13 protein-coding genes are annotated in these 15,449 nt (G+C 52.2%); 12 read left to right on the forward strand and 1 reads right to left on the reverse strand.

Going from position 1 to position 15,449, the window contains the following annotated elements; all coding sequences use genetic code 11:
• Positions 1-186: 186 nt before the first annotated feature.
• The 12 genes from MUB23_RS03365 (at position 187) to MUB23_RS03420 (ending at position 13,816) form a co-directional block, all read left to right on the forward strand.
• On the forward strand, positions 187-852 hold the full coding sequence (locus MUB23_RS03365) for a GntR family transcriptional regulator (RefSeq protein WP_244798809.1): 666 nt from the start codon (positions 187-189) through the stop codon (positions 850-852).
• A 413-nt stretch (positions 853-1,265) separates the two neighbouring features.
• Positions 1,266-1,781, forward strand: coding sequence for a TRAP transporter small permease (locus MUB23_RS03370; RefSeq protein ID WP_244798811.1), 516 nt, complete (start codon positions 1,266-1,268; stop codon positions 1,779-1,781).
• Positions 1,782-1,793: 12 nt separating this feature from the next.
• Positions 1,794-3,080: a TRAP transporter large permease gene (locus MUB23_RS03375; RefSeq protein WP_244798812.1), complete on the forward strand. Its 1,287-nt coding sequence runs from the start codon at positions 1,794-1,796 to the stop codon at positions 3,078-3,080.
• 33 nt (positions 3,081-3,113) lie between these two features.
• Positions 3,114-4,199: a TRAP transporter substrate-binding protein gene (locus MUB23_RS03380; RefSeq protein ID WP_244798814.1), complete on the forward strand. Its 1,086-nt coding sequence runs from the start codon at positions 3,114-3,116 to the stop codon at positions 4,197-4,199.
• A gap of 15 nt (positions 4,200-4,214) precedes the next feature.
• Positions 4,215-5,540: an aspartate aminotransferase family protein gene (locus MUB23_RS03385; RefSeq protein ID WP_244798816.1), complete on the forward strand. Its 1,326-nt coding sequence runs from the start codon at positions 4,215-4,217 to the stop codon at positions 5,538-5,540.
• Positions 5,541-5,617: 77 nt separating this feature from the next.
• Positions 5,618-6,049 carry a GNAT family N-acetyltransferase gene (locus tag MUB23_RS03390; protein ID WP_244798818.1) on the forward strand — a complete coding sequence of 144 codons (432 nt, stop codon included), beginning with the start codon at positions 5,618-5,620 and terminating at the stop codon, positions 6,047-6,049.
• A 190-nt stretch (positions 6,050-6,239) separates the two neighbouring features.
• On the forward strand, positions 6,240-7,607 hold the full coding sequence (locus MUB23_RS03395; RefSeq protein ID WP_244798820.1) for a VanW family protein: 1,368 nt from the start codon (positions 6,240-6,242) through the stop codon (positions 7,605-7,607).
• 78 nt (positions 7,608-7,685) lie between these two features.
• A complete protein-coding gene (locus MUB23_RS03400) occupies positions 7,686-9,107 on the forward strand; it encodes an alpha/beta hydrolase (RefSeq protein ID WP_244798822.1) in 1,422 nt (473 codons plus the stop codon).
• Positions 9,104-9,655 (forward strand): DUF2284 domain-containing protein, encoded by a 552-nt coding sequence (locus MUB23_RS03405; protein ID WP_244798824.1) that lies wholly within the window; start codon positions 9,104-9,106, stop codon positions 9,653-9,655. Before MUB23_RS03400 ends, MUB23_RS03405 begins: the two co-directional genes overlap by 4 nt.
• Positions 9,652-10,767 (forward strand): SLC13 family permease, encoded by a 1,116-nt coding sequence (locus tag MUB23_RS03410; RefSeq protein WP_244798825.1) that lies wholly within the window; start codon positions 9,652-9,654, stop codon positions 10,765-10,767. Before MUB23_RS03405 ends, MUB23_RS03410 begins: the two co-directional genes overlap by 4 nt.
• A gap of 61 nt (positions 10,768-10,828) precedes the next feature.
• A complete protein-coding gene (locus MUB23_RS03415) occupies positions 10,829-13,087 on the forward strand; it encodes a class I SAM-dependent DNA methyltransferase (protein ID WP_244798827.1) in 2,259 nt (752 codons plus the stop codon).
• A 3-nt stretch (positions 13,088-13,090) separates the two neighbouring features.
• Positions 13,091-13,816 carry a pseudouridine synthase gene (locus tag MUB23_RS03420; protein WP_244798829.1) on the forward strand — a complete coding sequence of 242 codons (726 nt, stop codon included), beginning with the start codon at positions 13,091-13,093 and terminating at the stop codon, positions 13,814-13,816.
• A 108-nt stretch (positions 13,817-13,924) separates the two neighbouring features.
• On the opposite strand, the gene aroA is transcribed toward MUB23_RS03420, so the two are convergent.
• A complete protein-coding gene (gene aroA, locus MUB23_RS03425) occupies positions 13,925-15,202 on the reverse strand; it encodes a 3-phosphoshikimate 1-carboxyvinyltransferase (RefSeq protein ID WP_244798830.1) in 1,278 nt (425 codons plus the stop codon).
• Positions 15,203-15,449 lie beyond the last annotated feature (247 nt).

Consider the following 15,449-nt stretch of genomic DNA (forward strand, 5'->3'; position numbering starts at 1 on the left):
ACTTTCATAGACGGGTCAGGGCATGGCGTATTTCACGGCAGGCGATGGGGAAGGGGCGAATAAGTTTCACCGCCTGTATACAAAAGATAGTGAAAAATTTAGCCAATAGTCTTGCCACTGTCCGGGAAGAATGATATGATAAAAAACAAACTTTTTGAAGGACAAGTATCGTAGGGAGGAAATGGAATGGCGGAAGCACAGAAGCGCCGGGTGAAGGGAACGGACCCGGCTAAGATAAAAAAGAAGAGCCGTATGGAGATTGCCTATGAGGAATTAAAACAGGGAATCATGAGCAACCGGCTGAAACCAGGGGAGATGATCGGCGAGAATTATCTGACCACGGTATTCCAGATGAGCCGGACTCCAATCCGGGAGGCAATCCGACGCCTGGAAAGCGAAGGACTGGTGGAGGTAAAAGACGGAGTTGGAACCTTTGTAACCGAAATATCTTCAGAGGAGATCGCCGACGCATATGAGGTGAGAAAAGCCTTGGAAATTTTGGCGGTCAAGACGGCGATTTTTCATTTTTCGGAGGAGGAGACCGCCCATTTGGAAACCTGTTTCCGGGCCCTTTATGAGAGGGTCAGGCATGGGGGGAACGTGACAGTTGATGAATATGCAGATGCGGATTGGATGCTTCATGACCTGATTATCATGAAAAGCCATAACCGCTTTGTCAAGACCGCAATGGACGCCATCTGTATGAACCTGAAACGGTACCAATATATGTCGGTGAAAGCATTCCAGAACGTGGAGAAGAGCATGGAGGAGCATTTGGAGATTATCCAGGGGATCCGGGAACAGAATCTGGAAAAAGTGACGCAGATCTTGGATGTGCATATTGAATTTTAGACGGCAAAAGGGCGGAAGAACGGAGCACTCGAAAGGGTGCTTTTTTCTTTGAAAAGATAAGATGTATATATCTTTTTAAAAGTAATGTTTTTAGCGATACATATAGCTTCATAGTGATTAAAATGATAAAAACTTAATAATTATAAGCGCAATTCTATAATTGCTAAAAATAGTAAAATGAAATGTGCGAAAAAAATTTCCAATTATGCCGCGCAAAAAGAGAACAACAAGATTAAAAAATTCTATTGACAAACATGTATACATGTGGTAAATTACCGTTAACCGGTAATTGAGAGAAAACAAAATGGATACCGGATGGTTGACAAAATATAATCAAACCCCACATCAATATCCGAAATCCTTGTAACTTGGCGGAAAACAGAAAAAAAGCAGAGAAAAGGAGGTCCTAAAAAGTGAAGAAAAAGGGATGGAAAGCGTTTCTGAAGGCATTGGATGAAGGGCTGGAAGAGAAGATCGCGATGGTGATCATGGTGTTGATTGCGATTTTCATGGGGATGCAGGTCTGCGCCAGATACATATTCAATTCGTCTCTCTCCTGGCCGGAAGAAATATGCGTGTATATGCTGATTTGGATGGGTATGATCAGCCTCAGCTATTGTATCCGCAAAAATTCTTCGATCAAAGTGGAGATGATCATCAACTTGTTCCCTGTTAAAGTCAGAAGCATTTTTCACATTCTGGAAGATGTTATTTCCATTGTATTCTATGGCTTTTTGTGCATCCCGGCCTGGCAGCTGCTGGGAAAAGCGTTGAAGAGCGGACAGGTCAGCGCCGCGCTTCATCTGCCCATGTATCTGATCCAGATTGCACCGTTGATCGCATTCGGCCTGGCAGTGATCCGCAGCGCCCAAAACATTTATTTTAATGTCAAGGGAACGCATGGAACCGCCGAAGAAGACGAGAAATAGGAGGGAAAAGGGATGTCAATTTTTATTCTTGTTCTGTTTATTGTTCTGATCGCTATCTCGATCCCGATCGCCACTTCCATGGGAATTGTATCGGTGATTCCGGGACTTGCGGATTCTACTTTCTCCGCCAATCCGGTCTATCTGCTCCGGGCCATTATCTCCGGACTGGAAAGCGTTCCGTATCTGGCGATTCCGATGTTCATCCTTTCCGGCACGATCATGTCGAAAGGTGAAATTTCCAAAAAGCTGTTCGATTTTATTTCCTACTTCATCGGCAAAAAAAGAGCAGGCCTGCCCTGCGCGGTAATTATTACGTGTCTGTTCTTCGGCGCCCTGTCCGGTTCTGCCACGGCAACTGTAGCCGCCGTGGGAAGTATGACGATCCCGATTCTGGTGGCTCTCAATTACGATAAGACATTCTGTACCGCATTGGTCGCGGTCGCCGGCGGGCTGGGCGTTATCATTCCTCCCAGCATTCCGATGATCGTATATGCGACCGTAGCGGGCGAGTCGGTCGGCGACATGTTTATCGGAGGCATCCTGCCCGGTATCCTGATTGCCGTCTGCCTGATGGTCTACACTTATTATTACTGCCGGAAACACGGGGAGGATACGGAAAAGATCAGTGAAACCGTAGAAAAGATTCGTTCAAAAGGTTTGGGAAAAGTCTTCATGCAGAGCTTTTGGGCCCTGCTGACCCCGGTCATCATTCTTGGATCGATTTACGGCGGTCTGGCGACCCCGACGGAAGCAGCCGTTATCTCCGTATTTTACGCTCTGGTTGTCAGCCTTTTCGTCTACCGCACCATGAGCATCCGGGATATCCTGCCGGTCTTAAAAGAAAGCGTTTCCTACTGTCTGCCTGCGCTGTTTATCCTGGCCACCGCATCCGCCTTTGCCAGAGTTTTGGCCCTGCTCCAGGTTCCCCAGAGCCTGGGACTTTGGATCGGAGATACTTTTGGATCGAAGATTACGGTGCTGCTGGCCATCAACATTTTCCTGCTGTTCCTCGGAATGGTGATGGACACCACGCCTGCCATCGTGATTGTGGCCCCGATCCTGGCCCCGATCGTGACGGCGCTGGGCGTCAACGGCGTACATTTCGGCATCATTGTTGTGGTGAACCTGGCAATCGGATTTGTCACTCCTCCGATCGGCACCAATCTTTTCATCGCCAGTTCGGTCACAGGCGTAGAGGTTTTGGAAATCGCGAAGAAAGCCGTTCCATTCCTGCTGTTCTTCCTGGTTGCGCTTATGGTAGTGACCTTTGTACCTGCGTTAAGCACTTGTTTATTATAACTCAGCCAAAATGGCAAAAAAGGAGGATAAGATATGAAGAAGCTTAGAAACATGATGGCAGCAATGATGGCGGTGACCATGGCGGTTTCTCTTACGGCCTGCGGAAGCGGTTCTTCCGGAACCACCACTGCGGCGGCAGGAAGCGCTACTACTGCGGCGGAATCCGCCGGAAGCGGCAGTCAGGCCCCTTCGGCGGACGCGGAGTACAATTTCAACATCTCCGTGGATGCCAGTGACGATGAGACGATCTCGAAATATGCCCAGAAGCTGAAAGAAGAACTGGAATCCCGCAGCGGCGGCAGAATCGCGGCAACCGTATATACCAACGGAACGCTGGGAGGAGACGACGAAGCCCTCCAGAGCTGTGCGGACGGGTCTCTGGCCGTCGTTCTCAGCACCACGGCGCCCCAGGTGAATTTTATGCCGGAGCTTGCCATGTTCGACCTGCCAAACCTATTCACCGATATCACCCAGTTCCGCGCGCTCTTTGACAACGAAGAATTTGTCACGAAGCTCAATGAGATTTATACAAACGGCGGATTTAAACTGCTCGGTATAGCCGATTCCGGATTCCGAGTGATGAGCTCCAACATCAAGGTGGAGAAACTGGAAGATATGAGTGGAATCAAAATCCGTACCATGAAGAATTCCAATCACATCGCAATCTGGCAGGCCTACGGTGCGAACCCGACCCCCATGGCGTTCGGCGAGGTTTATATCGGCCTCCAGCAAAAGACCATCGATGCCCAGGAGAACCCCATTGAAGTCCTGGTCTCCTCCAAATTCTATGAGCAGCAAAAATACGTGATTCTGACCAACCATCTGCCCCATGCCTGCGTCTGCCTGATGAGCGGCGACATCTACGGAGAGCTTCCGGAAGATCTTCAGAAGGTCGTAGAAGAAGCTGGCCAGGCTGCAACGGAATACACAAGAGATCTTTCCGACAAGCAGAATTCGGAACAGCTGGAATTCCTGAAAGGACAGGGCGTGGAAGTGGTGACCCTTTCCGACGAGACGCTGGCCTCCCTGAAGGATGCCACCCAGTCGGTTTATGATATGATTAAAGATCAGATCGGGGAAGATATGATGAATCTGATGCTGAACGCAGCAGGAAAATAAGAGGAGGAAACTGTTATGTATGACCACACCAAAAATAACGAAATCTTTGAGCGTGCTTACAAGTGCATTGCCGGCGGCGTGCTGTCCAATTTCAAAAAGGAAAAGCACAGCGCTCCGATCTTTGTAAAGAGCGCCGAAGGCTGCCATATCACAGACTATGACGGAAATCTGTACTATGACTTTTCCCTTTCCGCCGGACCGGCGATTTTGGGTCACAGCAATCAGGAATATAAGGAGGCTCTGAAACGAGAAGTCGATCTTCTCTACACCAACGGTGATAGTATGATTCAGATCGAGGCGGCGGAGAAGATTCAGGAGATTATGCCTGCGGCGGAGCTGGTCCGTTTTGCCGTATCCGGCGCGGACGCTGTCTTCAATGCGGTCCGTGTTGCGAGAGCCTACACCGGGAAAAATATGTATGTAAAGTTCAAAGGCCAGTATAACGGCGGTTTGGATTATGTGCTGGGCGGCATGACGAAAGACGAGTCGGACCCGATTGCCAGCGACGCGGTGGACCCGAAAGATTATTACAGCGATATGTGCTATACGGAAGGCCGGGCGGCCCATGCCCTGGACGACTGTTTCCTGATCGAATTCAATGATCTGGAAGGGATGGGGGAGCTGTTCCGGAAACACGGGGACGAAATTGCCTGCGTAGTGATGGAGCCTTCCGCTTTAAATATGAACGGATGCGTGGGTGAGCCGGGCTACATGGAAGGTGTCCGGGAACTCTGCACCAAATATCATGTCGTGCTGATTTTTGACGAGACTTTGACCGGTTTCCGCGTGGCTCCCGGCGGCGCCGCCGAGTATTACGGCGTGGTGCCGGATATGAGCACCTTTGCGAAAGCAGTTGGCGGCGGCTTCCCGGTGGCCCTGTATACTGGAAAGAAAGAGATCATGGATGTGATCTCCGATACCAGAGTGCTGGGCGTCGGAACTTATAACGGCCACCCGCTGGCTGCCGCTGCGATCCTGGAGACGATCCGTCAGCTCTATGCCAATGATGGAGAGGCATTCCGCGTTATCCGCCGCTATACCGACATGCTGAGGGAAGGCCTTCTCAACGCTGCGAAAAAGGCCGGTGTGCCGATGATCCTCCAGGGCGTTCCGGGTGCATTGTTCCCGGTATTCACCGAAAAGGAAAAGATCATCAACCACAAGGATGCGCTGGCCAACGCCGATTTCAAGAAGCACGGCCGCTTTATGGGACTGATGAAGGAGAGGGGGATCCTGCACAACAGCCGTCTGTGTGTCTGCCCGGCCCACACCGAGGAAGATATCCGCTACTGCATCCGCATGGCGGAAGAAGCGCTGGAGATCATGGCAAAAGAGGTGTAAAAAATCCGCAGAATAGCTTTCCTCTAATATTAATATAGGAAAGAAGAGTGTCACAGGGAACGGGAAGGAGACCAAGATTGGATCAACTGATTTACAAAACCCAGGTGCCGGTCCCGGTGGAAGCCTACAATGCCATGCGCCTGGCGTTCGGGTGGACGGCCATTGATCCCGAACAGGCAAAACGTGGTTTTGAGCATTCGGATCTGCTGCTTTCCGTCTGGGACGGAGACCGGCCGGTGGGAACAGCGAGAACCCTCAGCGATCAGGGGTATATGGTGCTGATCGTGGATGTGATGGTGGATCCGGAATATCAGGGGCTCGGAATCGGGCGCAGCTTAATGCAGCGGATTCTGGACTATTACCGGGAAAACACATCAAAGGAGGAGACGCGGATGATTAATCTGATGGCCGCCTCCGGAAAAGAAGGCTTTTACCAGAAACTTGGTTTTGAAAAACGGCCCGGTCCGGCCGGAGGGGCGGGCATGGTGCTCTGGATGCTGCCGGAATAAAAGAAAAGAGGGGGACGTCTAAGGATAACAAGATTTAGACGTTCCCTTTTTTTGATCCACAACATCCAGTCAAAAGATTCAGAAAACCTTAACAAAATACTGCTTGCGGCGGCTCATTCCTTAGGGTATAATTATTTTTTAGCAAACAGATAGCATAAAGAGAAAACCTTTCAATGAAAGGGCGGTTAGAATGAGGAAACGAAACAGGTGGATCGTGCTTTCTTTCTGCTTTTTAGCGGCGCTTTTTCTTGCGTCCTGTTCCTCTGAGGAAATCGGAGAACCGACCGAGGAATGGAAGCAGTGGAAATCGCGTCAGGAAGAAAGAGTAAAGAACGGGATCCCGGAGACCGGGCTGGATGAGTCGCAGGTATTGGCCGGCGGAATCTACGTGGATGAATTGTATATTGGTGAAAAAACCGTGGCGGAAGCCAGGCAGATGTTGGAAAACTATAAAAATGACTGCGGCAGCATTGAGCTGACGGTCCGCTGGCAGGATCAGGAATTTAAGACCACCCCCAATGATCTGGGGTTTAGCTGGGATTTGGACGAGCTGTTAAAACGGGCGGTACGGCTGGGACAATTAGGCGGTCCGCTCCGCCAGTACCGGGATCAGAAAGATTTGGAACTGGGAACGCTGCGGATGGAACCGATCAAAGGACTGAATGAGGAGACGCTGGCTGCTTTTGTGGAAGATATGGCTTCCCAGAAGGATGTGGCACCTGTGAATGCGGATATTGATTTCACCGGAAAGCTGGTTGTATCGGAAAGTCAGACAGGACTTGCCACGAATCAGGAAGCAACCAAGGATGTGATCCGGGAAGCGGTAAAGGAGTCTTATGGAAACATTGCTGTCGACGCAGTGATCGAGGTGGCGCAGCCCAAATATTCGACGGAGCTTTTGCAGCAGATTGAAACGGACATTGGTTCAGCCTTCAGTACTTACAATGACACGGGAAAGCGGAAAGACCGGGATATCAATGTAGAAGTTTCCGCAAATAATATAAACGGGGTGATTGTTTTACCGGGTGAGTCCGTATCCGTCAGTGATTTGATGAAACCGAGAACAGCGGAAAACGGATACCGAACGGGAAGCCAGTATGAAAACGGCCAAGTGGTCGATGCGATTGGAGGCGGAATTTGTCAGACGTCCTCGACGCTTTACAATGCGCTGCTTCGGGCAGAATTGCAGATTGACGAGAGATATCCACATTCCATGGTGGTATCCTATTTGACCCCTGGAAAGGATGCCGCCATCGCAGACGGATATAAGGATCTCTGCTTTACCAACAATCAGGAAACACCGATTTATATTTGGGGAAATGCGGATGGATCGAAGGTATCTTTTATTATTTTCGGTAAAGAAACCCGGCCAGAGAATCGTTCCATCGATTTTGAGGTTGAGAAATTATACGAGAAGTCCTACGAGGGGGGAAATTCCCCTGAGCTGGACGTAGCCCTCTGGAAAATCGTAAAAGTCGACGGTGTAGAAACAGAACGAATCAAAATGCACACCGATCACTACGAACCCTCCATCCCGGATTCAAGTGGTGATTCATAATAACCGGCCGGAGGAAAAAATAGGAAGAACGTTTAAAAGGAATTAGGAACCGCAGTGAAAGCGGTGGAAGGGATTGAGATGATGAAAGCATGGAAGATAGCGCCCGTCGTTCTTGCAGCCTCTGTATTTTTGACGGCCTGCGGGGACCGCGGTACAGATACCACGGCGGCACAGACAGAAGGATCTGCGGTTCAGACAGAAGCGGAAGCCACCACTGCTCCCGCAGCGTCCGCGGATGCTCCGGCTGAGGCGGAATCCTTGGAGGAAAAAAGCAAAACACTGGCCATGAAAGTGGTATCCGGCGATTTTGCCGGTGTAGTGGCAGAATTCAATGATGAGCTGAAGGATACCCTCAGCGAAGAGAATTTCCGCGCGGGCTGGGAACAGATGACGGTTTCCGCCGGTCAGTTCCAGGATTATTATAAAACGGAAGCGGAAGAGAGCGACAAGATCTATCACTGTATTCTCCAGTGTGAGGATAGCGGCATCCGCCTGTCATTTAGCTATGACGAGGAGGGAAAAGTAAAAAGCGTCTGGACGGATCTCTTTGCTATCCCTCCGGAGCTTACGGAAAATGAGACGCTGAAGGAACAGGAGATCCAGATCCCGTTTACCAGCAATGGAACCGAATACCAGCTGAGCGGAGTGCTGACTCTGCCGGCCGGCGTAGAGAAGCCTCCGGTGGTGATCCTGGTGCAGGGTTCCGGACAGAGCGACTACAACGAGTCCATCAAAGGGAACAAGCCGTTCCAGGATCTGGCCTTCGGCCTGGCGGAGAAGGGAATTGCTTCGATCCGGTACAATAAACGCTACTATCAATTCCCAGGACAGGCTCCCGGAGCGTTAACCATCTCCGACGAGGTGCTGGACGACGCGGCGACAGCGATTCAGATGGCAGCCGGATTGGATTCGGTGGACGGAAGCCGGATCTATTTGATCGGTCACAGTCTCGGTGGAATGCTGGCTCCCAAAATTGCCCAGGATAATCCTCAGTTAATCGGATTGATTTCTCTTGCGGGAACCCCCCGCAATTTGGCGGATGTCGTCTATGATCAGAACGTGGACGCGCTGGATCAGATGGCGGATGTCAATGAGCTTCAAAAACAGGCAAGTTTAGCCCAGCTAAAGCAAATGGTGGAGCAGGCGAAGTCGGTCTCCGATCTGACGGACCAGACGAATCTGATCGGCCTCCCCACTTGTTATTGGGCCAGCTTGAATCAGATTGATACGGTATCGATTGTCAAAGAATTAAAGATCCCGATGCTGTTTTTGCAGGGGACGGCTGATTTCCAGGTGAAGCCTGACACGGACTTTGCCGCCTGGAAGGAGGCGCTCGACGGACATGAGAACGCACAGTTTCAGACGTATGAAGATTTGAACCATCTGTTTATGAAGACAAACGGGAAGACCGACGTCAGCGAGTACGATGTGCCGGGCCATGTGGAGCAGGCGGTGATTGACGATATCGCAGCATTCATTTTGGAGAATGCCGCGGAATGAACAGGCAGGATGAGTTAGAGGAAGGTCTTCGCGCCCTTCCTCTTTGTCAGTATGAATTTTTGCCGGCGGACCAGGTTCCGTTTTCGGGCCGGGTGCGGGAAATCTGCCGGAAGGAATGCCCCCGCTATCATAAGAGCTGGTCCTGTCCGCCTGCGGTTGGAGAGTGGGAAGCGTGCCGGATGAAAGCGCTTTACTACCGCCGTGCTTTTGTCTTTTCTACGGTGGCGGAGGGGGTCGACACGGAAAATATGGAAGCGCTGCTGGCTACCCGCAGCGGCCATGAAGACGTGGTTCGTCAGGTGCGCGCCGGATTCGAGAGGGTTTATGGCGAGTGTTTGACTCTGTCCTCCGAATCCTGCGACGTCTGTCCAATCTGCGCTTACCCGGCTCCCTGCCGGTATCCAGAACGGATGCTGCCCTGCATTGAGAGTTTTGGAATTGTGGTTCCTCTGCTGGCGGAGCAATGTGGGATGGAGTTTTCCTTCGGCGCCGGTACTGTGACCTGGTTCGGGCTGATATTTTTTGATAAAAAGGAAGAAGAGGGATGAAAAGCTGGCTGAAAAGGGAGAGCGTTCTGGTGATTGCAGCCGGGGCAGCTCTTCTTTCGATGTTGTTTGTTCCGCCGGACGAAGCCTATCTGGGATATGGGAACCGTTCGGTGTTGATTTTGCTGTTCTGCCTGATGGCGGTGGTGGCGGGATTCCGGGAGGCCGGAGTCTTGGAGTGGCTGTCCCGGAAAGCGGTGGAGACTGCGGGCGACACCAGGAGCCTCTGCCGGCTGTTGGTGCTCCTTTGCTTTTTTTCCTCCATGCTGGTGACCAATGATGTCGCGCTGCTGACCTTTGTTCCGTTTGCCGTGCTGACGCTCTCGGTGGCGAATCATACGGAACTTTTGATCTGGACCGTGGTGTTTCAGACCATTGGAGCCAATCTCGGCAGTATGCTGACGCCGGTGGGGAATCCGCAGAATCTGTTTTTGTATGCTTACTATGAGATGCAGGCGGGGGATTTCTTTCGCGTCACTTTGCCGGTTACCGCGGTCTCGTTAATCCTGCTGCTTTTGGTATCCCGCCTGGTACCGAAGGAACGGCTGGAAATCACAGAAGGCGGAGCGATTACGGTTCACAAAGGAAGAGCGGCTCTCTTTGCCGTAGGCTTTCTGGTGAGCCTTTTTGCCGTGTTTCGGGTGATCCCGGACTGGGCGGCATTCTTGGGGGTTTTGGCGCTGGTATTGTTGATTGACCGGAAGCTGCTGCTCCGGGTGGACTACTCCCTGCTGCTGACGTTTGTATTCTTTTTTCTTTTCGTTGGGAATCTGGCCAGGATCCCGGCAATTTCTGATTTTCTCAGCCGGTTCATAGAAGGGCGGGAACTCCTTTCGGGAATCCTTGCCAGCCAGGTCCTCAGCAATGTCCCGGCCGCGGCCCTGCTAGCCCCTTTTACAGAGCGAGGGACGGCATTGGTGGCGGGAACCAATCTGGGGGGCCTGGGGACGTTGATCGCGTCCATGGCAAGCCTGATTTCCTATAAAATATACGGAGCCTTTACCGCGGCGGATAAGAAAAAATATCTGCTGGTTTTTACTCTATGGAATTTGGCTTTTCTGGCGGTTTTAATTGTTTTTACCCTTGCGGCGGGCGGCGCTTTACATTTTTTCTAGGATTCGTTACAATAAAAGGGGATGCCGCGGGCGAAAAGCGGGCGGCCGAAAGGAAATTAGGATGGAACATACGAAAGCGAAAAAAATGGACATCAATCTGGCTGCGATGAGAAAGATGACGGCTTTGCTGGAACGGCTTTCGTTTTACGGATATCGGGAGCACGACCTGGAAATCTATCTGGTGCGGTTGCTGTTTTGCCTGTTTGCCAGCGATGCCGGGATTTTTCCCGAAGGGGAGTTTTATGTCTATGTGGAAGCGTCTGAGCCGGACGGGGCCAATCTTTCGGAGCGCCTGGCAACTCTTTTTCTGGCCTTGGATACACCGCGAAAGGAGAGGGAGGCTCTGCCGGAGGAAGTGCTTGCATTCCCCTATGTGGATGGGCATTTGTTCGCCGGAGCGCTTCCGGTCCTGCCATTTGACGCGGAGTTTTATGTGCTTCTCGATAGCTGCCGCGCGGTGAACTGGAGAGGGATTTCTCCGGCGATTTTCGGCGCAATGTTTCAGGAGATTATGAACCAGGAAAAACGGCGGGAGTGGGGAACCTATTACACCTCGGAGGAAAATATTGAAAAGCTGATCCGCCCACTGTTCTTGGACGAGCTCTGGGAGGAATGGGAGGCCTGCCGGGGACATCGGAAGCGGATGCAGGAATTCCATGAGAAGCTGACCAGGCTGAAATTTTTCGACCCGGCCTGCGGCTGCGGGAATTTTTTGATTCTCACGTACCGGGAGATTCGAAAACTGGAGCTGGCGGTGATTCGGGAACTCTACGATACCTCTCAGAGGGTGTTGGACGTCGGATATTATTGCAGGGTTGAGGTCAGTCAGTTTTATGGAATCGAATACGAGCCGTTCCAGGCTCAGATCGCGCGGGTCGGCCTGTGGCTGACAGATCATCAGATGAATCTGGAAGCCGCTGATTTTTTCGGCATGTATTACGCCCGGATCCCTCTGGTCCAGTCGGCCGTCATTGTCCAGGGCAACGCCCTCTCCATCGATTGGGAGTCGGTGGTTCCAGACAAAGAAAACCTGTATATCATCGGCAATCCGCCTTTTGTCGGCGCCCGTCTCATGAACCGGGAACAAAAACAGGATATGCGGCAGGTATTCTCCGGTTCCAAAGCAGCCGGAAATATGGATTATGTCACTGCATGGTATCGGAAAGCCGCCGGGTTTATGGCTGGGACAAAAGTTCGGGCCGCCTTTGTCTCCACCAACAGTATCTGCCAGGGGGAACAGGCGGGGCTTTTGTGGAATATCCTGACCTATCAATTCGAGATGGAAATCGACTTTGCCTGGAAGACCTTCGTGTGGAACAATGAGGCCAAGGGCCAGGCGAAGGTGCACTGTATTATATTGGGATTTTCCGCAGCAGGAAATCGGACGAGAAAATATTTGTACGACGGATCAAAAAGGCAGGTGGCGGCCCACATCAACGCCTATCTGGCTCCTGCGCCGGATGTGTTTTTGAAAAAAAGAAGAAAGCCTCTGGCGCCGGTGCCGGCCATGGCCTTCGGCAGTATGGCCAACGATGGGGGACATTTGCTTTTGGAGCCGGAAGAGGTGTCGGAGCTGCTTACCTCTTGCCCGGAGGCGGCAAAATGGGTGCGCCGCTTTTACGGTTCCGTCGAGTATATCGAAAATCAGGAGCGGTATTGCCTTTGGCTCAAAGGAGTGGAGCCGGAAGAGTATGAGGCAGTTTCCGAAATCCGGAAACGGGTGGAAGCGGTCCGCCGGTTCCGCGGCGTCAGCCAGCGGGGGGCCACCAGAAAGCTTGCGGAAACACCGTCCTTATTCGGCGAAATCCGGCAGCCGGAGGAAGGGCGCTATATTCTGGTTCCCAGGGTGTCGTCCCAGGGGAGGCCTTACATTCCGATGGGATATCTGCCGGCCTCAGCCATTGCCAGCGATGCGGTTTTGATTGTGCCGGAGGCATCGTCGGTCTTATTCGGCGTGCTGAATTCCGCCCTGCATATGGCCTGGGTGCGCGGCGTGGCGGGAAGGCTGAAAAGCGATTACCGGTATTCGGCGTCGATTGTCTACAATAATTTCCCTTTCCCAGAGCTGGAAGGACCGGCCGCCGCCGCTGTGGAAAAAGCCGCGGAGGAGCTGCTTTTGATTCAGGAGCAAAGAAGAGAAGCCGACGGCGTCCGGCTTTATGCCAGGGACACAATGCCGGAGGAATTTTTGCTGGCCCACCGCAGGCTGGATCTCGCGGTGGATCATCTGTACGGGGAAGAATTTTCTGAAGATCAGGAACGGCTTTCCTATCTATTTGCCCGATACCGGGAGATGACGGAGAACTCAGAGGAGGAATAGCGTTTGGGACAGATTCGTTTGGATAAGCTTTTGGCGGACGCTGGGTACGGCACCCGCAGCCAGGTGCGTCAGCTGGTGCGAAAAAAGCAGGTCACGGTGAACGGAGAGCCGGCCAAAGGGGCGGAGCAGAAAATCGATGTCGATGAAGATCAAGTGCAGTGCATGGGCCGCCCGGTTTTCTATGCGGAATATGAATATTATATGTTGAATAAGCCGGCCGGCGTGGTCTCTGCGGTGACGGATTCCAGGGACAAGACCGTGGTGGAATTGATTGAGGAGAGACAGCGGAGGGATTTATTTCCGGTTGGCCGCCTGGACAAGGACACGGAGGGCCTCCTTTTGATCACCAACGATGGGATCCTGGCCAATCGCCTGTTGGCGCCCGGGCGCCATGTGGATAAGACTTACTACGCCGAGGTGGACGGGCCGGTGACCCAGATGGATGTCCGGCTTTTTGCCGAGGGACTGGATATCGGCGAGGAGAAGCGAACCCTTCCGGCCCGTCTTGTGATCGAGGAGAGCGGCAGGGAACTCTCGAAAGTATGGCTGACCATTACCGAAGGGAAATTTCATCAGGTCAAACGGATGTTCCAGGCGGTCGGCCGCCGCGTTCTTTTTTTGAAACGCCTTTCCATGGGAACGTTAACCCTGGATCCGGAACTGAAACCGGGAGAATACCGGAAACTGACCGATCCGGAACTTTTGGAGCTGAAACGGCAAGGGCGGTAGAGGACTTCCTGTAACATGTTTTTAGGAAGTCAGGCGCGCAACAAAAAACCGGAAGCCTACCAGAGGGCGGTTTCCGGTTTTTTCTTCGAAAGGAAATTTATTTATCGTTTAATCCCGAATCAGTTTTTTCAAATCTATGTAGAACCGGGGGTAGGAGATATTGACACAGTCTTTTCTCGTAATCGTGGTCTCCCCTTCACAGTTCAGCGCCGCGATGGAAAAGCTCATGGCGATCCGGTGGTCGTTGTGGCTGTCGATGACCGCCCCGTGGAGCGGTTTTCCGCCGCGGATGATCATTCCGTCGTCGGTCTCCTCGATATCCGCGCCCATCGCGGACAGGTTATCGACGATCACGCGGATTCGGTTGGACTCTTTTACTTTCAATTCAGCGGCGTCGCGGATTACCGTGGTGCCTTTGGCAAAGCAGGCCAGCACCGCGATCATGGGCAGTTCGTCGATCAGCCTCGGAATGATTTCCCCTTCGATTGTGACACCCTGCAGCTCGGAATGGCGCACCACGATATCGGCGCAGGGTTCCCCGCTGATCTTTAAGTTTTCATAGGTCAGGTTCGCGCCCATCTGCTTGCATACCGTCAGCATACCGTCCCGCGTGTGGTTGATTCCTACGTTGCGCAGAACCACCTCGGAGCCCGGAACAATCAGCGCGGCCGCCAGGAAATAGGCGGCGGAGGAGATGTCGCCGGGGACGTCGATTTTCTGGCCGTACAGCTCTTTCACGCCCTGGACCGAAGCTGTGGTTCCGGAGGAAGACACTTTGGCGCCGAAAGCGCTGAGCATCAGTTCCGTATGGTTTCTGGAAAGAGCGGGCTCTGTCACGGAGGTTTCGCCGTCGGCGTACAGGCCGGCCAGCAGAATCGAAGATTTTACCTGGGCCGAGGCCACCGGCGAGGCGTAGTGAATGCCTGTCAGCTGACAGCCGGAGATCCGGAGAGGGACGCAGTCGTTTCCAAGAACAGACGTAATGTTTGCGCCCATCTGGGAGAGCGGCTTGATAATCCGGCGCATCGGACGGGATTTCAGGGAAGAGTCGCCTACCATGGTGGAAGTAAAGTTCTGAGCCGAGAGGATGCCGGAGATCAGCCGGGTCGTGGTGCCGCTGTTTCCGCAGTCCAAAATCTGCCTCGGAGTCTTTAAACCGCGGAGGCCGTTCCCGTGTACCAGAATCCGGTCATGGGTTCCCTCGATCTCCACGCCCATCTTGCTGAAACAGGCAATCGTGGAGAGGCAGTCTGCCCCGCGAAGGAAGTTATTGATCTCCGTGGTGCCGCTGGCAATTGCGCCCAGCATGACGCCGCGGTGGGAAATGGATTTGTCACCGGGGACCGTGATTTCCCCGTGGAGTCCTTTTTTTATGTTATATATCATTTCATGACCTCACAATCTATACCTGCCTGAATACTGGACCGGACAAAACCTGTAAAACCGTTTTTCTTGCGGGCAAGAACGCGGTCTAGTATACCGAGTATGATTTTAACACGTTAATGTGCGAGGGTCAACACTTTTTTTTCTTAATTTGCCAAGAATATTTTTGAAATCTTATTGAAATTTCCTTCTATTTTTAGTAAAATACAAAAAGGGTATTCCGAACCATCGAATACGAATAAGGAGGAGC

Origin of the sequence: Cuneatibacter sp. NSJ-177, from assembly GCF_022867805.1 — a bacterium.
In the GTDB taxonomy this organism is placed as follows: Bacteria; Bacillota; Clostridia; order Lachnospirales; family Lachnospiraceae; genus Pseudolachnospira.